This window comes from Pseudomonas sp. Irchel 3A7 (assembly GCF_900187565.1).
GTDB lineage: Bacteria > Pseudomonadota > Gammaproteobacteria > Pseudomonadales > Pseudomonadaceae > Aquipseudomonas.
Genome location: NZ_FYED01000010.1, coordinates 163,102 through 183,411, shown reverse-complemented (window position 1 = coordinate 183,411; position 20,310 = coordinate 163,102). Strand labels below are relative to the sequence as shown.

Sequence of the window (20,310 nt, the reverse complement as noted above, 5' to 3'; positions counted from 1 at the left end):
CGGAAGGTCGCATTCATTCGGCGTACCACCGTGGCAATCCCGGGAGCGGTGCCGTTGATGCAAAAGTATGGCTGCCAATCGGCAAACCGATAGGTCCCGGCGATCGGGATGTTTCGTACCCCTCTCTCGTATAGCCAGGTTCGCCTGGGTTGACTGCTTGAAGGAAAAGGGGGGCAGGAAAAGGGGATTTATTTTCCATGTGGGCGCGTCACGTCCAAAAATAGATCTGTCCCCTTTTCCAGCCGAATGAACGCATTACCCCTGTGGGAGCGAGCCTGCTCGCGAAGGACGTCAACGATAACGCAGGCTGTCTGAATGAACGCGTTACCCAGACATTCTTCGCGAGCAGGCTCGCTCCCACAGGTTCAATACGGGCCTTTGTAGGACCAATACTTGCTCGCGATGGTCGTCAACGATAACGCGGGCCGCCTGAATGAACGCATTCCCCCCCTGTGGGAGCGAGCCTGCTCGCGAAGGACTACAACGATAACGCGGGCTGTCTGAATGAACGCGTTACCCAGACATTCTTCGCGAGCAGGCTCGCTCCCACAGGTTCAACACAGGCCTTTGCAGGACCAATACTTGCTCGCGATGGTCGTCAACGATAACGCGGGCCGCCTGAATGAACGCATTCCCCCCTGTGGGAGCGAGCCTGCTCGCGAAGGACTACAACGATAACGCGGGCTGTCTGAATGAACGCGTTACCCAGACATTCTTCGCGAGCAGGCTCGCTCCCACAGGTTCAACACAGGCCTTTGCAGGAGCAATACTTGCTCGCGAAGGACGTCAACGATAACGCAGGCTGTCTGAATGAACGCGTTACCCAGACATTCTTCGCGAGCAGGCTCGCTCCCACAGGTTCAACACGGGCCTTTGCAGGAGCAATACTTGCTCGCGATGGTCGTCCGCTTTTTTCATGACTCCGACAACGGCCAATCGCTTTAAAGCCACAAACCTTTTGAGGCTCCAGCATTACCCATGCTGCCGGTGCTGTTCGAATCAGCCTGTTCGCCAGCTGAAAAAGCTGCCCCTTCAATATGGTAGACCCTCGGTTCTTCCGAAAAATATTCCTCCAAGCCCATCATGAACATCCGATGGTCTTCACTCTCTTCGAAGCCCGGCGTGTGATCCTCAAGTGAAGCCCAGCGCACTATCAGGTTGAATAGCTGGGGGGTTTCAATCCCTTGCGCGAGCAAGTGGCCGCCGTAACCCTTTGCGCGGGTGAGCAAAGGCGCGACCTCGGCAAATGCACGTCTGAACATTTCAATGCGTTCTTTGTGGACGGGGAGCAGAGCGATTTCATAAATCATGGCGTTCCTCCAAAGTACAAACTTACGAGATGAGCGATGGCTCGACTGCAATCACGATTTTTCCTCGAATGCCGTTGTTGGGACTCTCCAACCGGGCATGGGCGAGCGCAATGTCGGCAAGCGCATAGACGGCACCAACGTGTGGCCGCAGCTGACCGCGCTCTACCAATGCGCTCAACTCATCCAGCTTGCCGCGGTTTTGTCGGGTGAAAACGAAGTGATAACTCGCGTTCTTGCCCCAGGCCTGAACGAGGTTTTGTGGCTGGGTAATGTCCACAATCGAGACCACGCGGCCCAGTTGAGCGAGCACGTCGGGGCTGCGCGACAAAGTGTTGCCGCCGATGGTGTCGAACACCACATCGACTCCGCGGCCACCCGTTTCCCGATTGATGGCGTCGACGTAATCCTCCTTTTCATAGTCGATGACCACATCGGCACCCATGCTTCGTGCGAACTCAAAGTTGGCTTCGCGCACGGTCGTGAAGACCCGCGCTCCAATGGCTTTTGCCAACTGGATCGCTACATGACCTACGCCTCCCGCGCCGCCGTGTATCAGAATGCTTTCCCCCACTCTGAGCGCTGCGCGCACGGTCAGTGCTTCCCACACCGTCCCGCCAACCAGGGTCAGACTTGCCGCCTCAAGATGGCTCAGTGAAGGCGGCTTCTTCCCGATAATGCTTTCGGCCGCAACGTGGTACTCGGCATAACTTCCTGGCCCGTCAAATATTTGCGGGGTGTACCAGACTTCGTCTCCCGGAGCGAAGGTCGTCACACCCGGCCCAACTTCTTCGACAACGCCCGACACGTCGTGCCCGGTAATGGCCGGCAGTTGCACCAAGTCGGGATAATCGCCACGTCGAACCTGATAATCCAAGGGGTTGATGGAGGTTGCGTATACCCGCACCAGGACTTGACCCGCACGCGGCACTGGCTTGGGCACCTCGCAGAGTTCGAACGATTCCGGGCCGCCAAATGATTTAAGCACCATCGCTTTCATAGAAAATCCTCGCATCGACAAAAAGGGATATCGAGATATCTCGATATCTTGTGGTAAAAAAAGTTACAGATCTTTCCCTATGATTTCGGCAAGCGCACTGATGGTTGCTTCATTGCGCTTGTAGTAAGTCCACTGGCCAATGCGCCTGACTTCGACCAGGCCCACTCGTTGCAGAGTTGCAAGATAACCAGACACCGTTGACTGCGACAGCCCGATACCTTCCTGAATACTGCTGACGCAGACCCCTACCGTGAGAACGTCACCCTCATCCTGGGGAGGGAAGTTCTTTACGGGGTCCTTCAAGCCTTTCAGGATTTCAAGGCGTGTAGGATTTGAGAGGGCTTTGAATATTTCGAGTAATTCCATGAGCAGAGGATATCGAGATTTATCGATATGTCAATACGAAACTGTGTCTGTCTGACGTCACCCTTTCCCATGTGCTGCAGATGAGGTGACGAACTGGATCGATACTCGGGTTGAAGCTATACCGAAAGGGTTCTGAGTGAGGATGATGGAGCCCACGCTCGATCAACGACTGAGGAGAACTGCGCGGTGTCGGATCAGCTGGTCATACGCAACATGACCCGTCCCGAGCTGGACGAGCTCGTCGATTGGGCTGCCCGTGAGGGTTGGAATCCCGGTTTTCACGACGCCGAGCTGTACTGGGCGACGGACCCTGCTGCCTTCATCGCGGCGTCCCGGGGCGGCGAATTGATCGGCGGCGGTGCCATCACCTCCTACAATGGCGACTTCGGTTTCATGGGTTTTTTCATCGTCCGGCCGGAATATCGCGGCCAGGGTCTGGGCAATACCCTCTGGCACGCGCGCCGCGAGCGACTCCTCGCCCGTCTGCGCCCAGGCGCAAGCATCGGCATGGACGGCGTCTTTGCGATGCAGGACTACTACGCCAAGGGTGGTTTCGTCTTCTCCCATCGCAACATGCGTTTTCGTGCCGATACCGTCCAACGCCCGGTGATCTCGCCGGTAGACGACCAGGACATCGTCCCGTTGGCCGCCTTCCCGTTCGATCAGGTTGTCGATTACGACCGCACCTGCTTCCCCGCCGCGCGCGCAACCTTCCTGAGCGGGTGGATAACTCAAGCCGACGCACTCGCCGTGGGTTGCCGGCGCGAGGGCAGGCTAAGTGGTTATGGCGTAGCAAGGCGCTGCCGGGAAGGCTACAAAATCGGCCCCTTGTTCGCCGATGACGCCCTGGCAGCCACTGCCCTCTACGCGCGCCTGGCGGAATTTGCAGAGGACGGCCCGTTGTTTCTCGATGCCCCGGAGAATAACCCCGCCGCGATGGCGCTCGTGCGCCAACAGGGCCTGGTCGAGGTGTTCGGCTGCGCACGCATGTACCTCGGCCCTCCCCCGGCGATCGCGCACGAACGTGTGTTCGGCGTCACGACCTTCGAGCTCGGCTGATGTCCGCTCGCGACCTCATCGGTTATGGCGGCCGCCCACCCCACCCGCGATGGCCCGGTGAGGCGCGTGTCGCGGTCCAGTTCGTACTCAACATCGAAGAGGGCGCGGAGTCATGCATCCAAAATGGCGATGCACAATCGGAGGCCTGGCTGCACGAGCTACCGGGCCGCCCGCCGCGTGTCGGAGAACCGGACTTGAGCGTCGAGGGCATGTACGAATACGGATCGCGCGCAGGTGTGTGGCGCATTCTGGAACTGTTCAGCGCCCGAGGCCTGCCGCTGACCGCCTTCGCCGTCGGCCGGGCACTGGAACTCACCCCGGCGATTGGCCATGCACTCTGCACTGCCGGGCATGAGATTGCCGGGCATGGCTACCGTTGGCTGGACTATCGCGACATGCCTGAAGACCAGGAGCGGCGCCATATCCGCCTCACCCTCGACGTGATCGAGCAGATCTGCGGTAAACGCCCCGTAGGTTGGTACACCGGAAGGGTCAGCCAGAACACCCGACGCCTGTTACGTGAGGAAGGTGGGTTTCTCTATAGCTCGGACGCTTACAACGATGATCTGCCCTATTGGCTCCCGGGCTCGCCCGCCCACCTGGTGATCCCTTACACACTGGTCAACAACGACGCCCGCTATCTGCTGCCGAACGGTTTCGCCTGCGGTGAAGACTTCTTCCGGCTGCTCAAGGATGCTTTCGACCTGCTGTGGCAGGAAGGCGCGCAACACCCGAAGATGATGAGCGTCGGCCTGCATGGGCGGATCAGTGGCCATCCTGGTCGTGCGATGGCGCTGGCGCGCTTTCTCGATTACGTGCAAGGCCACGACGCGGTGTGGATCTGCCGACGCGAAGAGATTGCCCGACGCTGGATAGCCCAGTTTCCCGCCTGAGTGGCAAGGGTTCGGAACGACCTGAGCCACGGAGGCGACATCAACATCATCGTGCAGCTCGGTTGGCAATGAGGGACTCAAAATCACAGCCCCCCTCAAGCCATTACACCTGTCGTTTCGTAATACCCGGCCCTGTCGCTCTAGATCGCCAGAATGCTGCAAGGCACCTGATACAGGATGTGTTCGGTCGTGCTGCCCAAAAGCTTCTCCAGGCCACGAGACTGGATTCTGCCCATCACGATCACATCCACACTGTGCGCATGGGCAAACTCACTCAGTACCGAAACAGGGTGCCCCTCAATGAAATGCCAACGGTCTGGGGGCACACCATATTGATCAGCCAGGTCGAGGAACGATTTTTCCAGTTCCTCGCGTAACTGACTGCCAAGGTCCGAAAGTGTCAAGCCACCGCCGCCTATGTCGCCCAGATAGGCTGTCGAAATGTCACAGGCGAACAGCAAGTGCAACTCGGCCTCACACTGCAAGGCGAGACCGCAAGCCTGCTTGATGATCCGCTCATTGAGCTCGCTGCCCTGGGGCTCGGCATTCGAAACGTCAACCGCTGCCACCACCTTGCGCGGCAAGGCAAGCCCTCCTTCACCGGCCAGATACACCGGGACCGGGCAATGGCGCAGCAAGCGCCAGTCCAGCGGAGTGAAGAACGCCCGCTTGAGCGCTGGTTCATGCTGCACTTGCTTGATCAACAAGTCGGGCTGCATTTCTGCGACGTGATCAAGAATGTCTCGCTGCATGTCATCGGCCCAATTCGCCTCCGTTGTCACGTCGATTCCCCTGCCGCGCAGGTTTGTCGCCTGGTCCTTCAACCAATCGCGATGGTCTTGCAGATAACACTCGCGAGCCTTCTCCCGGTCGCCCTCTTCGAGCAGCGACAACAGTTTCCAGGAAGGGATCAAGGCGGCAATGTGCAAACTCGCACCGCTGGCCTTGGCCAGGGCCGCTGCGTGGCTTATCGCCTGGGAATGGCGCAGGGCCGGGTTGATGATCAGTAATAACCGTCGATACTGGCTCATGATCTGACTCCAGACTGATGGGGCTTCGCGCTTACAATTGCCCTCTACGCGCACAGCTGGTGTGTCCTCACGCAACAGACACCAGCATTTCCCCTTCAGAGTCCTCTGTTGATGCCGCCCTGGTCTTGATTTATATCAAGTGCCCGCGCAAAACCGTTCAATGGCCCACACCTTTCATTTCACTGCGGTCGATCAATATCAATCAGGCCAAGGCCAATGGGGTCAGGTTGACAAAAACCGCACTGGCACACGTGCATTACTCAGGACGCTGAGGAGATTGCCATGCCGACCCCACTGGCGAATCAACGACTGCGTTTGTACGACAGTGATGAACTCGATGATGTGCTTTTCGAAGGCCATTCACTCCTGCGCACCTGCGCGTATCTGGCACAACTCGGGGCGCGTCGGGTCTACACTGCGGTATTGGAAGACCGCCATGTTTGCCAACAGCCGATTCATGCCGACATTGTCGTCGTGCATCGGCAAGTGGCGACCGGTGACATCGTCGAATGCAACGAACCGCCCTGCGAAACGGAGTTTTGCATTGACGTGGTTCGTCACGGTGCTGCCCGCTGACCCAGCGGCCTTTCAAGGGCTGTCCCGTTACTCAGGCTCTACAGCGGCAATGCGGTATCGGTTATGGATACGTGCCATTTCAGGTGAGGCGCATTTGATATCCGGCCTCCAAGGAGCTTATGCATGCTCACTCAGCCCCCGCTTCTTTTTGCCCTGCAAGGCACTGAACTCTATGCAAGCCGCATCGCTCAGCGGCTTGGCTGCCCACTGGGGCGCCACGAGGAGCGCGACTACGAAGACGGCGAACATAAATGCCGACCACTGGATTCGGTGAACGGTCGCGAAGTCGTGGTGTTCCACTCCTTGTATGGGGATGGCCTGCAGAGCGCAAACGATAAGCTGTGCCGCCTGTTGTTCTTCTGCGGTGCACTCAAGGATGCCGGCGCTCGTCATGTGCAGGTGGTGACGCCCTACCTCTGCTACGGGCGCAAGGATCGTCGCAGCCAGCCTCAAGACCCGACCATCACGCGTTATGTGGCCACCTTTTTTGAAGCCAGTGGCGTGGATCGCCTGATCGCCCTGGACGTGCACAATCCGGCAGCGTTCGACAACGCCTTTCGCATTCCAGCCTGGAATCTGCAGTGCACCGAACTGTTCGCCGAGCATTTCGCCGGGCTCGTCGGCAACGCCGAAGTGGTTGCAGTTTCCCCGGATTCAGGGGGTACCAAGCGCGCCGAGCAGTTTCGTCAAGCCCTGGAGCGACAACTGGGCCGTTCGGTCGGCAGTGCATTGATGGAAAAGCACCGCAATCAGGCCACGCTGACAGGCACCCTCTTGATCGGCGAAGTCTCAGGCAAGACAGCCATTGTTTTCGACGACCTGATCAGCACGGGTGAAACGCTGAAACATGCTGGCCTTGCGTGCCAAAAGGCTGGCGCCGCCCGACTGTTCGCAGCCGCCACCCATGGTTTGTTTACCGCGGGCAGTCGGCTGTTCGACCCACCTCTTTTCGAACACATTGCGATCACTGATTCTGTGCCGCCGTTTCGCTTGCCGCCTGACTGTATCGCGCGCCACGTGCAGGTACTCGACAGCACGGCCCTTACCGCCACCCTGCTGGCGGAGAATGGGGCCTTTGATCAGGTCTGAGCATTGGGGAAATCGATAGGGGTGAGTTCAACACTGTCGCGGGCCGTATTCAACGACCTCAATGATGGTCGATCGAAACGATGAAAACTTCCGACTGCTGGTCGATAGCGCACTAATTAAATGTACCGAACTGGTCAGATTGAGCAGGCAAACGATAGACACTTAGGGGGCGTCAGCGATACATCCCGGATGTTGTTCAGGCCTTATGCCCTACCTTGAGGACGATTGGATAAAAGGATAGAAACTATAAAGGACGATTTCGACCTTGAAACATCCATCTAAAAGAACCATCACCCAACCGCTATCGGCCAAACTCTGTCGTTGTTCAATGGCAGCTATGGGTCGATCGCAGCCCTTGGTGGCAGTCAACAACCGGCCAAGAACTGTCATTCAGACAAATTCAAACGGTGCTTATACCGGACATGCTTCAGCCGTCCAACCAGCAGAACAGCGCATTTCCCTCAGATCGAACAGGGTCGATTCAGGGGGGCTCTTAGGTGAAAATCAACTAAATCAACCGACCAACTAACTAAGCCTTAAGCAGAATAGTCGTCATACTTAGCAACCGAGTTGAGCGGGCAAAAACGCCCGCAATAAATCACCTCGATTTACTCCACCAAGGGCGGAGGTATCCCTCTGCGCGTAATAAATGCGCGGGCGGATAGGCGCAGGCTTGGAATTGAACGCGGCCGACGTTCACACGCTTCTTTTCCAGTAGCGCAACCATCAGTAAGAACGCAGTTTAGTCGGTACGAAGTGTACCGGTCGCGTTACAACTCAATATAGATGCAATGGTAGAACAGCGCCAGTGCTTAACTTGCGCAGTTGCATGAGCGATCAGCAGCCGTTCCGGTAATTACTGCCAACTCGAATCGAGCGTCAACAATCGGGCTGGGCTGGCAGGCATTCGATTTTAGCTGTCGCGTGCATGATTTCGGTAAGTGAGCTTCCGGCTGACGGGCGGATAAGGGGTGGCCTAACGCGTACACCCCGAAACGGCATAGGTCTAGAACGCCGTGCCGCCGCCCCACATGAAAACTGTACTCCCGCACAGGAAGACGCTCATGCACACCATTCGCAATACCTTGGTGGTGGTGGATTCGCAGCAGTCCAACGACCTCACGCTGAATAGAGCCAGAATGATTGCCAGCGCTACCCAGTCGCACCTGCATCTTCTGGCCTGCGACAAGAGACAGCAGCACAGTTCCTACTTGAACGACATGCAAGGCGTCCTGGTAGAGGAGGGTTATAGCGTCAGCACCCAGCAGGCCTGGCATGGGAGTTCACACAAGACCATCATCGCCGCCCAGCAAACGGAGGGCTGCGGCCTGGTGATCAAGCAGCACCTGCCTGACACCCCGCTGATGAAGGCCCTGCTCACCCCGGAGGACTGGAAGTTACTGCGATACTGCCCCAGTCCGGTGCTTATCGTGAAATCCGCAAAGCCGTGGGTCGGTGGCACCATCCTCGCGGCAATAGATGCTGGCAGCAGTGATATGGAGCATCGCGTCCTGCATTCCGGCATCGTCAGCCACGGCTATGACATCGCCGCACTGGCCGGCGGCACGCTGCATATGTTGAGCGCTCATCCCTATCCCATGCTGTCGGCGGCCGACTCTGTGTTCCAACTCAAAGAAAGCATACAGGGGCTGTATCGCGAACTGTGCAAGTCATTTCAGGCCGAATTCGACGTCAGCGACGACCGCCTGCATATCGAAGAAGGTCCTGCCGATGTGCTGATCCCGCACATCGCGCACAAGCTCGAAGCCGTGCTCACGGTGATCGGCAGCGTGGCCCGTACCGGACTGTCCGGCGCATTGATCGGCAACACCGCCGAGATGATTCTGGACACCCTGGACAGCGACGTACTGGTGCTCAAACCGGACGACGTCATTAACCATCTGGAGGAACTGGCTGCCCCATCACACGGTACACTGGCAGATACTGCGACATCCTCTTGGCCGTATAGCCACAATAACCATCGGCCGCATACTTAGGCGCGAGTCATGTACCGCCCGACCATCTGCCTTGCCTTGGCATGGCACATCAGGCCAGTCATGCCTGTTGGATGAATTGTCACGTGTTTCGTTGGCACTTTTGATCTTCGCACTTTTGGGTCGAATGAAGCCCTTCGCGACAGGCACCTATCGGCCAAAAGCAGTCATATAGAATGCCGTAACCCACCATCAATATATGCGGCCAACGCCATGCCCCAGTCCACGAGTCACCTATTTGCTTATGTAAGGACAATCAGCGAATTCCGGCCTGACGTAACCGCCATCGTGCTTTTCGGCCTGAAGGTCGAAGGCGATGACCTGGTGTATCTGGAAATACGCTTTCAGGACTACGGAGAACTCCAGATTGAAGGCGACCACTTGATGGTCGGGTTGGATGAGGCGCTGGAAAGTGCCGAGTTCGAGTACGGTATTTTGCCAAGTGATTGGCGAGTAATGAGCGAGACGGAGATTCAGCGAATTCCATTCTCTGTCGGTGGAACACGCGTTTAGTGATTTGACCGCTTTGGGTCGACAGTGGCCCATCGCGAAAGGCAGCAATCGGCCCGTGCCAATAGTGAACGCCGCCATCAAGAAATCGATAGCACTTTTCACTCTCACCTACCTCCAATGACATGTGTGTTTCTTCTGTCAACCTGGAGGTCTATATGTCGATTCGCAAGATCGTTCTACTTTCCTGTCTGGGATTGGCACTCGCTGGGTGCGCTGGCTCAAGCCAGGACTCCCCTCCCGCCACCATGCAAGTCGACCTGCAAAAATACCAGGGCACCTGGTACGAGCAGGCCAGGTTACCTATGTTCTTTCAGCGCAATTGCCAGCAGTCAGAAGCGCATTATGGTCTACGTGATGATGGCCGCATTGACGTCACCAATCGTTGCAGGGAACAGGATGGCGACTGGAAAGAGGTACGCGGAATTGCCGAATCGCAGCAGCCAGGTAAGACAGACAAACTGTGGGTGCAATTTGATAACTGGTTCAGCCGCGTTGCACCAGGAATAACCAAAGGTGAGTATTGGGTGCTTTACCACGACCCCGCCTACCAGTTCGCACTGGTCGGCCACCCGAACCGGGAATATCTATGGGTGCTTTCACGCGCATCTGAAATCAACGGCGTCAACCGCGAACAGCTGCTAAAGATTGCTCAGCGACAGGGGTATGACACCAGCAAACTAATCTGGCGTCCGGCAGATCCGTCCAAGCCCTAGTCAACTTGTAATGGAGCGTAGGCAGCAGTCTACCGTTTGCTGCCTAACGTGAGTATCAGAGAACGGCCACACGCGGGCAAGGCAGAGTTGCCAGCGAGAGCAGGTCCACACCATTTGTCTATGACGTCGTTGCCGTAGGCTTGAGCTGCGGTGGTCGTTGCAGGTCTAGTGTCGCCGCTGCCAGTATCTGCTCTCGGTTGCCTTGGCGGGGTGGGTAAATCCGCTCGCAGTTGATTACCGATTTGGTGGCTTTGGCCTGAGCACCCTCTGCAACAACCTCTCGATCCCAGCCCTGTGTATAGACCGCCCCCCAAGGGCCAAGGTCGACAATGTTGGTGTACCAATCGATGCTCAAGGGCTGCATGGGTAGGCCAAAAAGCTCATTCACTGCGTTATGTCCGGCGAAGCGGCCCATGGGGCGTGCATGCTGGCAGGACATGACGGACGGTCGGTCACCATCGATCAGCGCGTGGGCAACATCGCCCGCGCAGAACAGATGGTCGATGCCCGAGACGCGCATGAATTCGTCGACTTTCAGCCGGCCGTGGCTGTCTTGTTTCGCTTCTACGCATTGCGTCAGTTCATTGGCCTGCATACCCGTACACCAAACGACAGTTGACGCCTCTATGCGGCGCCCATCGCTAAGTATCACGCCATGGCTGTCCACCGACGCAAGGCCGAAATCAGTCAACAATTCGATTCCCAGTTCGCGGCACGCGCGCTCGATGACGGGCTGTCCGCCTCCCAGGCCGCGCGCAATCTTTGGCCCGCGATCGGCCAGGATCACTCGTACCGGGGCAGGTGTGCCCGAGCCATCGCTACTGCCAGCCGCAGCGCGAAGACGAGCAGGAAGTTCGCAGGCGATCTCAACTCCCGTTGCCCCTGAGCCGATCACCAGTGCAGTAAAGCGGCCGGGCATGGCCGGGGCTGTCGCAAGGTCATCGATGTGACGTTGCAGTTTGAGTGCGGCGCTATAAGTGTCGACATCAAAAGTGTGTTCGGCCACACCGGGAGTCGACGGACGTACGAGATGACTGCCACTTGCGAGAATCAATGTGTCGTAGGGAAGGTTCAGGGTCGATTCGTGCGTTGGTGCTTGGGTTTGCACCGTGACGACCCGCGAATCCGTATCGATGAAAGTGGCCTTGCCAATCAGCAAATCGACGCCGATCGGTTCAAGCACCGAAGACAGATCGACCCGGGTATCCGAGAGATCAGCCTCATAGTTGCGGACGCGAATGCTATGCCATGGTTCAGGGTTGATGAGGGTGATTTGAGCCAATTTCCCCAGCTCTGCGAGTTGCCGGGCGGCGGAGGCAGCACTCCACAGGCCCGCAAAGCCACCGCCAATTATCAAAACGTGTTTCATGGTTATCCTCTGTCAGTCCTACCTGTGTCGCGTTGACGCCAGGCTTCGGAAAACCAATAATACGAGCCATCACTCGCATTCACTACTCGCGCCAGACCATGCCCGATCCCAACCTGTCAAAACCTCGAAAACTCCCGCGCCAGAGCCGTTCCGTGGCGATGGTCGATGCCATTCTCGAAGCCAGTGCTCGCGTTTTACTGGAGCGCGGCTATGCCGGCATGAGCACCAACGTCGTGGCGCAACAGGCCGGTGTCAGCGTCGGATCGCTCTACCAGTATTTTCCCAACAAGGAATCCCTGTTGGTGGCCTTGCACAGCCGTCACGCCGAGCAGATGGCCCGCTCCATCGAAGCCATTCTCAACGCCCCCGGCAATGGCGGCTTACGTGGCGAAATCGTGCGACTCGTCCGGGCGGCCATGGCGGCCCATGAGGTCGAGCCGCAGTTGCATCGCCTGCTGGAGAACGAACGGCCGTTTTTTGAGGGCAATAACAGCGGCAAAGGCGTGGAAGCCGATATTCACCGGCATATCCAGCGCCTGCTGGCCGATCATCCCGATGACGTCAGACATCCCGACCTCGCCGTGGCCGCGTGGATGACTATGCGCATGACAGAGTCGCTGGTGCATACGGCCATCTTGCATCCACCGCACGATCTAGTTTTGAGCCAGATCGAACCGGCGATCGTCGATGCTATCCATGCGTTTCTTACGTATGACAGCAGACATCGGTCTTAACTGGACATCAGCTCAGCCTTTCACAGGGTAGCCCCACTGGATGACGGTATGGCATGAGCTGAGACATGCGGTGACACAGCCAATGCTCGCTACGATGCAAGGGAAATCGCGTCAAAGCGCATTTGGTCGAGGGATAGCCATGGGTTGATTCAATCCTTCGCGAGGGACCGTACACGAACCAAAGCTGCCGGGATGCTTGCAGGAAACGCCCAAAGCTGCCGGTGGTGAAAGGCAGAAAACGGCCCATAGCTGCCGGTCACAAATGGCAGTAACCGACCCAATGCGGTCTGGCTGGATCCTCTCACATGCATTCGCGACTAGAATTTCACTGCCGACTCTTCTAAAGCCAGGTCAAATTTCAACCGTGCAACGTCAGTTCTCGAGCTTTATTTCAGCCTCTGGGAAACCGGTATGAAAAATCCGCAAAATAAGACCGAATCCGACGAGGATTTAGCTCAGTTGGTAATAGGGCGAGGACCCTGCACCTATCTATTGCTGCTTTTACTAGGATTGATCCTTCTGTTTCCCTTTCTTGAGGAAGGTCTATTTGCTCGCACGTTGCTCGGCATTCTGTTTTCAATCGTGCTGCTCGTGGGCGCTTTCGCCACCAGGCAGACTCGGTGGGGGGGCATCCTCAAACTGGGCCTGGCGTTGCTTGGAGTTGGCCTTCAATGGTCGGCGCTGTGGGCTGAAAGTATCGCGATTCTTTTCTTTGCCGGGATATTGTATGCGGCGTCTCTTACCGTCTCGTTTAGCGGAGTGCTTCGCTATATTCTCAAGCGCGGGCCAATTACAGCCGACAAGCTGCATGGCGCGCTTGCGGGTTACATCATGTTGGCCTTCGTTTGGTCCTTCATCTATGCCCTGGTCGAGATATCCGCCGCTGGCTCATTCGGCCCTGACCTCCTCGACTTCAGACAGCCCGGCACTTTCTTCAAACTGATCTATTTTAGCCTCACGACGCTCACGACCACCGGTTACGGTGAGATTATCCCATTGACCAACCACGCCCGCTCACTTGTGATGGTCGAAGAATTTTCGGGCGTCTTTTACGTGGGTGTTGTAATCGCGCGGCTAGCCGGTATTTATCCGTCGAATCAGACTAAATGACGCTCGATTTGGCTGAGTCGCCTCCGGGCATTAGTGATCACTCCCCATAATCGATCCTTTACACGCCTGGCAGAACTTTGCAGATACGCCCCGTACGGCTTTCTACTGCACCAAAAGGAGCATCGCAAAAAGGGGACGGATTTATTCATTTGTCTAGTCCTGAAATAGGTTTACACCCGTTTCAACCCAACGCCCGATGCATTGCATCGGGCGTTTTGTATTTCAAAGACAGGTGCGGCCGCTCGACCGAAGTCGTCATTCAATCCCGAGCAATCTTGTCTTTTGCCAAGCCTTAGGGCAGGGTCGATACCACTGAGATCTCTGCCAAAGGAGTCACCTATGTCAAAGCTATATCCCAGTATCGATCCCGAAGGGCTGGTCGAGTACTCAGTGGTCTACACCGACCGCTCGCTCAACCACATGTCGCAGTCATTTCAAGGCGTGATGAAGAACATTTCCAGGACCCTGAAAGAGGTCTACAACGCCCAGGCTGTTGCGGTGGTCCCGGGCAGCGGCACATTCGGCATGGAAGCGGTGGCGCGACAGTTTGCCACCGACCAGCAATGCCTGGTGATACGCAACGGCTGGTTCAGTTATCGCTGGAGCCAAATCCTTGAGATGGGCAACATCCCGGCGGCCACCACGGTGCTCAAAGCCCGACCGGTCGACACCGGTCGCCAGGCTGCCTACGCCCCACCCCCGCTGGACGAAGTGCTGGCAGCCATTGCGGCGCACAAGCCGCAGATTGTCTTCGCTCCTCACGTTGAAACCTCATCAGGGATTCTCCTGCCCGACGAGTACCTGCGGGCCGTCGGCGACGCCGTGCATGCGGTGGGTGGCCTGTTCGTGCTGGACTGCATCGCCTCGGGTACGCTTTGGGTTGATATGCACAAATGCGCCGTCGACCTGCTGATCAGCGCACCGCAGAAAGGCTGGAGCGCCTCCCCTTGCTGCGCCCTGGTCATGCTCAGTTCCTTGGCCCTCGAGCGCATCGAACAGACGCAGAGCAGCAGCTTCGCCTGCGACCTGAAAAAGTGGCTGCAGATCATGCAGGCCTACGAACAGGGCGGACATGCCTACCATGCGACCATGCCCTGCGATTCCCTCGCGCGATTTAACGACGTGATGAAAGAGACGCAAGCCTATGGTTTCGACAAGGTCTGCGGCGAACAACAGGTTCTGGGCGATCGGGTGCGCGCAATGTTGACCGGCAAAGGCATCAAAAGCGTGGCCGCAGCCGGCTTTCAGGCCCCTGGCGTAGTGGTGAGCTACACCGATGATGCCGACATCAAGAGCGGCAGGAAATTTGCCAGCCACGGCCTGCAGATCGCCGCCGGAGTGCCGTTGCAATGCGACGAGCCGGCCGACTTCCAGACCTTCCGCATCGGTCTGTTCGGACTCGAAAAGCTGCACAATATCGAGCGCACGGTCAGCATTCTGGAGCAGGCACTGGACGAGGTGATGGTTAACTAAGCTTGTGAATTCCAGGAACGCATCCCGCCCTGGGCACTGTCGGCCCATGGCGCTGATCGTCGACGAATATGACGCTGGTCGCCCGGACGTCATGTCAGAACCATGAGGGAAAGCCCGTGCACGCGTCTTACCGACACGTGCACCCTTCAGCGCTATCAGAAAAGGCTTCCAACGAAGCCTTTCACCGGGCGGATGATCGGCGGCTGTATGACTTGGATCGAGCCAAAGCCGACGATGGCGACCGGTTGAATCCGCAGCCGATTGCCACCTGCGGGCAAGGACCGACTGTCATGCATGTCCGTGCATGCTCACCTCAAACCTCTCTTGAAGCTCAATCCCTGCGCCCCTGAACAGTAGCCGCCCTCGGAAACAGGCGAACAGCCCCGATCGACACCGTGATGGGGCACCCCGGCAATCAATGTCTATGCTTTGACCTGTGTGCAAAACGCGCCCACCGGTAATCCATAGCGCTGTTCTACCTGCCAACAAAAGAAAAACAGGCCCATGAAACCGATTCCCTCCCTTACCGTTGTTGTCCTTGCCTCGATCATGGCCGCGATCGGCTTTGCGGCCCATGCAGCCGAGGTGCCATTGGGTAGCCACTCCATGGAAGGTCACATCGTCACCCGGGTGCTGGCCGTTGATCCGGCGAATCATCAGGTCACCATAGAAGACGCCAACAAAAACCCGGTGTCCATCCAGCTCACGGAAAAAGCCAAGACCCTGAGCAATCTGAAAGTTGGCGACAAGGTCGATATCCACGTTGTTCGCACGGTCGCCTATGTGCTCGACACGAATGTCGACGCTGCACCAGGGGTCAGCAATGAATCCGTGGTTGTCCGTGCCACCCAGGACAATCCTGATCCGGGCGGTGAGGCGGTTCGCCGGGTCAAGGTCACGTCAAAGATCACTCGCATTGACTTGAAAAAGCATGAAGTGACCTTGCTTCCGCCGGAAGGCGAACTGACCGTCCTGAAGGTCGAGGACCCGCAGCTTCAGGAACGAATGAAGAAGCTTCAGGTGGGTCAGACGATCAATGCCATCTACACCGAGGTCATGAAGATCAAAACCTCGCGTTAGGTGCCTGACAAGCAAAGGCCTTGAAAAAGGCTGCTGCGGACGCTTCGATATGACAGATTTGTTGAATGCTATCGCGCTTGGATTACTGGCGTTACTGCCACTGACCAATCCGCCTACAACAGTGGCGTTATTTATCGCCCTGAGCAAAGGCCTTACCCAAAAAGAAAAAAACAGACAGGCGCTTGCAACTTCGCTCTATGTTTTTCTCATCATGGCACTGACCTATTACATAGGTGAGTTTGTGATGGACGCTTTCAACATTTCCATTCCGGGATTGCGAATGGCCGGCGGCGGTATTCTCATGATCATGGGTTTGAAGATGCTCTTCCCGCCGCCCGTCCAGGCTTCTGCCGCCGTCAACAACCCAAAGGAACAGGCCAGTTTCGCCTTCATTCCGCTGGCCATGCCCAGTACGGCCGGGCCAGGAACCATCGCGATGATTATCAGCTCTTCGGCAACCATCAAACACAGCACGTTATTTCCAGCCTGGGTGCTATTAACCGCACCGCCGTTAATCTTCTTGTTGACTGCGATTATTCTCTGGATCTGCCTGCGCAGCTCAGGATTAATCATGAAAATAACAGGGGAATCAGGCATAGATGCGATATCACGCCTGATGGGCTTTCTACTCGTCTGCATGGGTGCTCAGTTCGCCATAAACGGTTCGGTGGAGATCGTACAAACCATCATTGATAACAACTTTCATCTACCCCGACCTCAGTAGCTCAATCTACAGGCTGCGGGCGGCTAAACCGTGGGGGTCTGCTACCCTTAGTTTTGTCATCGAGGTCGGCTGTTTTCACTCCCTGACATTGATCCAGCCTTCTCAAGCCTGCCTGACCACATGAGGTGGGGCGATGCGCACTTCTCTACTTTACGCAGTCTCTGTTGTACTGGTTCTAAGTGGATTTTCTTGCCTGGCGCAGTCGCCGCAGGGACCCGCCAACGCTGCCGATACGGCGCCCCAAGCGGCACCGGCCAAAGAGGTGGTGTTTACCGAGGAGCAGTTGGACCAGATGCTGGCGCCCATTGCGCTCTACCCGGACCCACTGTTGGCACAGGTGCTGATGGCCAGCACCTACCCCGGGGAAATCGCCGAGGCGGTCACCTGGTCCAAAGCCCATCCGGACGCCAAGGGCGATGATGCGGTCAAACAAGTGTCGAGCCAGACCTGGGACCCGAGCGTACAGGCGCTGGTCGCGTTCCCACAGGTCCTGGCAACGCTCGGACAGGACCCCGTCTGGGTGCAACGCCTGGGCGATGCCTTTCTGGCGCAACCCGACGATGTCATGAACGGCGTGCAACGCTTGCGTCATCAGGCGCAGGCAGCAGGCAACCTGCAGAGCAACCAATACCAGAACGTGACGGTTCAGACGGCACCGGCAGCCCAGGCCCAGGCCCCTGCCCCCGCCAGCAGCTCCACCACCATCGTCATCGAGCCTGCCGACCCGCAGGTGGTGTACGTCCCCACTTACAATCCGACCACGACCTATGGCACCTGGGCCTACCCTGCTTCGCCGCCCGTCTACTATCCACCGCCCCCTGCGTATTACCCCGGATCAGCCTTGATGGCCGGGCTGGCGTTCGGCACCGGCGTGGCGATCGTCGCCTCGTTGTGGGGGGACTGTGACTGGGACAACAACGACATCGACATCGATGTCGACCGCTACAACAACATCAATCGCAACACCCAGATCAACCGGAACCAGAACAAGTGGGAGCACAATTCCATTCATCGCGATGGCGTTCCCTATCGAGACAGCAGGAGCCGTCAGCAGTACGGCCGGCAACTGGACGGTGCCAATCAACGTGAGGCATTTCGCGGGGATAATGCCCAACGCGCCCAGGCGCGAGAAAAAGCCCGCAGTTCAATGGACAGACACGGTATCGAGCGACCCGCCAACACCAATCGTCAGGCCCGTGATCAAGCGCGCAGAGCGCAGTCCGAACCCTCAGTCGGTAATCGCATGCAAGCCGGGGCAGACAGACCGAAGGCGTCTGACAGGAGCCAAGGCACGGGCAGAAACATCCGGGAAAATCAGCAGCCCAGGCAACAGACCGCCCAGACCAGTCAGCGCCGTCAGGAATCCCAGGCGCGCCAGGGAACGCAAAAACGCCCGACGGCCAGTGCCGGCAGCGCCCGCAATAACGCATTCGCCGGCGCACGCTCGCCGTCCCGATCGAACGCACAGGCCCTGCGTGGCCGTACCAGCCAGGCATCCGCCATGCGCCCCAGCGCAGCGCGATCCGCCGGTCACCAGATCAGCAGGCCGTCCAGTCCTCCCATGCGCCAAAGAGGGGGGGGCCGGCGTTGAAAAACCATCTTCAAGAGAATGCATTCATGGGCCTGCTACCTCTTATCCTGATGATCGGCAGCCTGGCATGGTCATGCGTGGCGACGGCACAGCAGGCATTTCCAACCCCGGAAAAGGCTGCCCAGGCGTTCGTCGAAGCACTGGGTACTAAACACGCCGATCAGGAACGCCTGACGCAGCTGCTGGGTGAAGACTGGCGCAGTTTCATCCCGCGAGGTGGCGTCCAGCGCAGTGACGTGGATGCGTTTTTGAAGCTTTACCGCGAGCAACATGCCATCGAAAAAACCAGTGAGCGAAAAGCTGTCCTGTCGGTGGGCAGTGACCACTGGACACTGCCGATACCCCTGGTAAAAGCCGAAAAGGGTTGGCGCTTCGACATGAAGGCCGGTAGCGCCGAAATCCGTACACGGCGAATCGGCAGCAACGAACTGGCCGCGGTGCAATCGGTACTGACCTATCACGACGCCCAGATGGACTATGCGTCAGTGGACCGTGACGGGGACGGTGCCCTTGAATATGCGCAGAAAATCTTCAGCACTCCCGGCAAGCACGACGGACTTTATTGGGCGGACGACGACAGCGGTCAAATCAGTCCATTGGGGCCGCTGTTCGGCAAAGCCATCGCCGATGAAGACTGGCATGGTTACCACTTCCGAATCCTCGACGGACAAGGCCCCTCCGCACCCGGCGGCGCCTACAGCTACCTCATCGGCGACAAGATGAGCCGTGGCTTTGCCCTCATTGCCTGGCCGGCGAAATACGATGACACCGGGGTGATGAGTTTCATGATCAGCCATGAGGGCCAGGTGTTCGAGAAAGACCTGGGACCCGAGGGTTATAAACTCGCACAGTCGATGAAACGGTTTGATCCCGATGACAGCTGGCAGGAGGTCACCGAAGATCAGAAGCCGTAGGATTTGCGTTGATTGCGCTGGCGGGCAGTCAAGGACATGTTTGAAGCTACCGGCCAGGAGCGGCCCGTGGACACCCTACAGGCGAAACAGTAGCTTATGCAGCTAGCGGGCAAGTAAAACGGATCATCCCGCTTATGCCGCGTTTCACTTTGGACGATATCAAAAAATGGGACCGAAAACCGAAGAGCTGATTTTCATTCTTGATCAGCTTGCAGCCGTGCTTGAAAGCGATGGAGATACCCACTGGAGCGCTTGGATGCATAAGGCAAGAGCACGATTGCTGGGTTCTGATTTCTCAGGGATTGAGTACCTTCTGTCAGCCTATGGCGGAATGGGCTCACTCAATGATCTCATTCTTGGTCAAAACTATGTCGATGGCACCCTTTCCTGGAAACCTGGTCATGTCGAGTTGAACGAAAAATTCATTGAGTTACGCGACAAAGCCGAGCAGCTCGCCAACGCAATAAAATGTTCTCAAGCTTGATCAGGCACTTAACAAACGCGCTCGCAGCCGTGCTTGCGCATCCCCTTCGCGTCAACCCATAGACGGTAATAGATGAACCCAACTCTCGACACGGCAGCTAACGGGTATCTGACACTCTGTTTCAACGAGGTGTCAGACTCTTGCTGGTCATCGCTAGCTGAAAACCTGATCAAACTCCGAGGGTTCAAACGATCGGGTTCACCCGTCACAGGCCTTGATGAAAAAATTCACCAAAATTTCCAGTGTTCTGAATTCAGCCTCGTAGCTGGCTGGGACAGTTGGTCTGGGCA

At 57.3% G+C, this 20,310-nt stretch carries 19 protein-coding genes and 1 pseudogene; 15 read left to right on the top strand and 5 right to left on the bottom strand.

The window, feature by feature from the left end:
- Positions 1–941: 941 nt before the first annotated feature.
- From CKW21_RS17965 to CKW21_RS17955, 3 genes are all read right to left on the bottom strand, one after another.
- The gene (locus tag CKW21_RS17965) at positions 942–1,310 is read right to left on the bottom strand and encodes an antibiotic biosynthesis monooxygenase (protein ID WP_095195292.1); all 369 of its coding nucleotides are present in this window, start codon (positions 1,308–1,310) and stop codon (positions 942–944) included.
- Positions 1,311–1,332: 22 nt separating this feature from the next.
- Positions 1,333–2,307, bottom strand: a complete 975-nt coding sequence (locus CKW21_RS17960) for a zinc-dependent alcohol dehydrogenase family protein (RefSeq protein WP_095195291.1) — start codon at positions 2,305–2,307, stop codon at positions 1,333–1,335.
- Positions 2,308–2,370: 63 nt separating this feature from the next.
- Complete coding sequence (locus CKW21_RS17955) at positions 2,371–2,673, bottom strand: helix-turn-helix transcriptional regulator (RefSeq protein ID WP_095195290.1); 303 nt, start codon at positions 2,671–2,673, stop codon at positions 2,371–2,373.
- 186 nt (positions 2,674–2,859) lie between these two features.
- Here CKW21_RS17955 and CKW21_RS17950 point away from each other — a divergent pair, with 186 nt between their 5' ends.
- Together CKW21_RS17950 and CKW21_RS17945 are read left to right on the top strand one after the other, a co-directional pair.
- Positions 2,860–3,732: a GNAT family N-acetyltransferase gene (locus CKW21_RS17950; RefSeq protein WP_095195289.1), complete on the top strand. Its 873-nt coding sequence runs from the start codon at positions 2,860–2,862 to the stop codon at positions 3,730–3,732.
- Positions 3,732–4,625, top strand: a complete 894-nt coding sequence (locus tag CKW21_RS17945) for a polysaccharide deacetylase family protein (RefSeq protein WP_095195288.1) — start codon at positions 3,732–3,734, stop codon at positions 4,623–4,625. Before CKW21_RS17950 ends, CKW21_RS17945 begins: the two co-directional genes overlap by 1 nt.
- A gap of 140 nt (positions 4,626–4,765) precedes the next feature.
- Here the strand turns inward: CKW21_RS17945 and CKW21_RS17940 are convergent, their stop codons facing one another.
- Positions 4,766–5,656: a universal stress protein gene (locus CKW21_RS17940; protein ID WP_095195287.1), complete on the bottom strand. Its 891-nt coding sequence runs from the start codon at positions 5,654–5,656 to the stop codon at positions 4,766–4,768.
- Positions 5,657–5,989: 333 nt separating this feature from the next.
- Between CKW21_RS17940 and CKW21_RS17935 the strand changes: the two are divergent.
- From CKW21_RS17935 to CKW21_RS17910, 5 genes and pseudogenes are all read left to right on the top strand, one after another.
- Positions 5,990–6,232 (top strand): annotated as a pseudogene (locus CKW21_RS17935) (phosphoribosyltransferase family protein); the annotation flags it as partial.
- A gap of 123 nt (positions 6,233–6,355) precedes the next feature.
- Positions 6,356–7,321, top strand: coding sequence for a ribose-phosphate pyrophosphokinase (locus CKW21_RS17930; RefSeq protein ID WP_095195286.1), 966 nt, complete (start codon positions 6,356–6,358; stop codon positions 7,319–7,321).
- 1,064 nt (positions 7,322–8,385) lie between these two features.
- A complete protein-coding gene (locus tag CKW21_RS17920) occupies positions 8,386–9,318 on the top strand; it encodes a universal stress protein (RefSeq protein WP_095195285.1) in 933 nt (310 codons plus the stop codon).
- Between the two features lie 210 nt (positions 9,319–9,528).
- The gene (locus CKW21_RS17915) at positions 9,529–9,828 is read left to right on the top strand and encodes a hypothetical protein (protein WP_095195284.1); all 300 of its coding nucleotides are present in this window, start codon (positions 9,529–9,531) and stop codon (positions 9,826–9,828) included.
- Between the two features lie 155 nt (positions 9,829–9,983).
- Positions 9,984–10,541 carry a lipocalin family protein gene (locus tag CKW21_RS17910; protein ID WP_095195283.1) on the top strand — a complete coding sequence of 186 codons (558 nt, stop codon included), beginning with the start codon at positions 9,984–9,986 and terminating at the stop codon, positions 10,539–10,541.
- A 118-nt stretch (positions 10,542–10,659) separates the two neighbouring features.
- Here the strand turns inward: CKW21_RS17910 and CKW21_RS17905 are convergent, their stop codons facing one another.
- Positions 10,660–11,910: an NAD(P)/FAD-dependent oxidoreductase gene (locus tag CKW21_RS17905; protein ID WP_095195282.1), complete on the bottom strand. Its 1,251-nt coding sequence runs from the start codon at positions 11,908–11,910 to the stop codon at positions 10,660–10,662.
- Positions 11,911–12,008: 98 nt separating this feature from the next.
- Between CKW21_RS17905 and CKW21_RS17900 the strand changes: the two genes are divergently transcribed.
- The 8 genes from CKW21_RS17900 (at position 12,009) to CKW21_RS17860 (ending at position 20,020) form a co-directional block, all read left to right on the top strand.
- A complete protein-coding gene (locus CKW21_RS17900; protein WP_095195281.1) occupies positions 12,009–12,644 on the top strand; it encodes a TetR/AcrR family transcriptional regulator in 636 nt (211 codons plus the stop codon).
- 411 nt (positions 12,645–13,055) lie between these two features.
- Positions 13,056–13,754 (top strand): ion channel, encoded by a 699-nt coding sequence (locus CKW21_RS17895; protein WP_095195280.1) that lies wholly within the window; start codon positions 13,056–13,058, stop codon positions 13,752–13,754.
- Positions 13,755–14,093: 339 nt separating this feature from the next.
- Positions 14,094–15,227, top strand: coding sequence for an aminotransferase class V-fold PLP-dependent enzyme (locus tag CKW21_RS17885; protein WP_095195278.1), 1,134 nt, complete (start codon positions 14,094–14,096; stop codon positions 15,225–15,227).
- Between the two features lie 504 nt (positions 15,228–15,731).
- Positions 15,732–16,307, top strand: a complete 576-nt coding sequence (locus CKW21_RS17880) for a hypothetical protein (protein WP_095195277.1) — start codon at positions 15,732–15,734, stop codon at positions 16,305–16,307.
- 49 nt (positions 16,308–16,356) lie between these two features.
- On the top strand, positions 16,357–17,031 hold the full coding sequence (locus CKW21_RS17875; RefSeq protein WP_095195276.1) for a MarC family NAAT transporter: 675 nt from the start codon (positions 16,357–16,359) through the stop codon (positions 17,029–17,031).
- Between the two features lie 133 nt (positions 17,032–17,164).
- Positions 17,165–18,622 carry a DUF3300 domain-containing protein gene (locus tag CKW21_RS17870; protein WP_095195275.1) on the top strand — a complete coding sequence of 486 codons (1,458 nt, stop codon included), beginning with the start codon at positions 17,165–17,167 and terminating at the stop codon, positions 18,620–18,622.
- A gap of 26 nt (positions 18,623–18,648) precedes the next feature.
- Positions 18,649–19,536, top strand: coding sequence for a DUF2950 domain-containing protein (locus CKW21_RS17865; RefSeq protein ID WP_095195274.1), 888 nt, complete (start codon positions 18,649–18,651; stop codon positions 19,534–19,536).
- Positions 19,537–19,702: 166 nt separating this feature from the next.
- Positions 19,703–20,020 carry a hypothetical protein gene (locus CKW21_RS17860; RefSeq protein ID WP_095195273.1) on the top strand — a complete coding sequence of 106 codons (318 nt, stop codon included), beginning with the start codon at positions 19,703–19,705 and terminating at the stop codon, positions 20,018–20,020.
- The last annotated feature ends 290 nt before the right edge of the window (positions 20,021–20,310 follow it).

Coding starts and splice junctions, on each gene's coding strand:
- CKW21_RS17910 (WP_095195283.1), top strand. CDS start 9,984: ATGTCGATTCGCAAGATCGTTCTACTTTCCTGTCTGGGATTGGCACTC.
- CKW21_RS17945 (WP_095195288.1), top strand. CDS start 3,732: ATGTCCGCTCGCGACCTCATCGGTTATGGCGGCCGCCCACCCCACCCG.
- CKW21_RS17915 (WP_095195284.1), top strand. CDS start 9,529: ATGCCCCAGTCCACGAGTCACCTATTTGCTTATGTAAGGACAATCAGC.
- CKW21_RS17940 (WP_095195287.1), bottom strand. CDS start 5,656: ATGAGCCAGTATCGACGGTTATTACTGATCATCAACCCGGCCCTGCGC.
- CKW21_RS17880 (WP_095195277.1), top strand. CDS start 15,732: ATGAAACCGATTCCCTCCCTTACCGTTGTTGTCCTTGCCTCGATCATG.
- CKW21_RS17960 (WP_095195291.1), bottom strand. CDS start 2,307: ATGAAAGCGATGGTGCTTAAATCATTTGGCGGCCCGGAATCGTTCGAA.
- CKW21_RS17905 (WP_095195282.1), bottom strand. CDS start 11,910: ATGAAACACGTTTTGATAATTGGCGGTGGCTTTGCGGGCCTGTGGAGT.
- CKW21_RS17900 (WP_095195281.1), top strand. CDS start 12,009: ATGCCCGATCCCAACCTGTCAAAACCTCGAAAACTCCCGCGCCAGAGC.
- CKW21_RS17865 (WP_095195274.1), top strand. CDS start 18,649: ATGGGCCTGCTACCTCTTATCCTGATGATCGGCAGCCTGGCATGGTCA.
- CKW21_RS17920 (WP_095195285.1), top strand. CDS start 8,386: ATGCACACCATTCGCAATACCTTGGTGGTGGTGGATTCGCAGCAGTCC.
- CKW21_RS17860 (WP_095195273.1), top strand. CDS start 19,703: ATGGGACCGAAAACCGAAGAGCTGATTTTCATTCTTGATCAGCTTGCA.
- CKW21_RS17870 (WP_095195275.1), top strand. CDS start 17,165: ATGCGCACTTCTCTACTTTACGCAGTCTCTGTTGTACTGGTTCTAAGT.
- CKW21_RS17965 (WP_095195292.1), bottom strand. CDS start 1,310: ATGATTTATGAAATCGCTCTGCTCCCCGTCCACAAAGAACGCATTGAA.
- CKW21_RS17895 (WP_095195280.1), top strand. CDS start 13,056: ATGAAAAATCCGCAAAATAAGACCGAATCCGACGAGGATTTAGCTCAG.
- CKW21_RS17930 (WP_095195286.1), top strand. CDS start 6,356: ATGCTCACTCAGCCCCCGCTTCTTTTTGCCCTGCAAGGCACTGAACTC.
- CKW21_RS17955 (WP_095195290.1), bottom strand. CDS start 2,673: ATGGAATTACTCGAAATATTCAAAGCCCTCTCAAATCCTACACGCCTT.
- CKW21_RS17885 (WP_095195278.1), top strand. CDS start 14,094: ATGTCAAAGCTATATCCCAGTATCGATCCCGAAGGGCTGGTCGAGTAC.
- CKW21_RS17875 (WP_095195276.1), top strand. CDS start 16,357: ATGACAGATTTGTTGAATGCTATCGCGCTTGGATTACTGGCGTTACTG.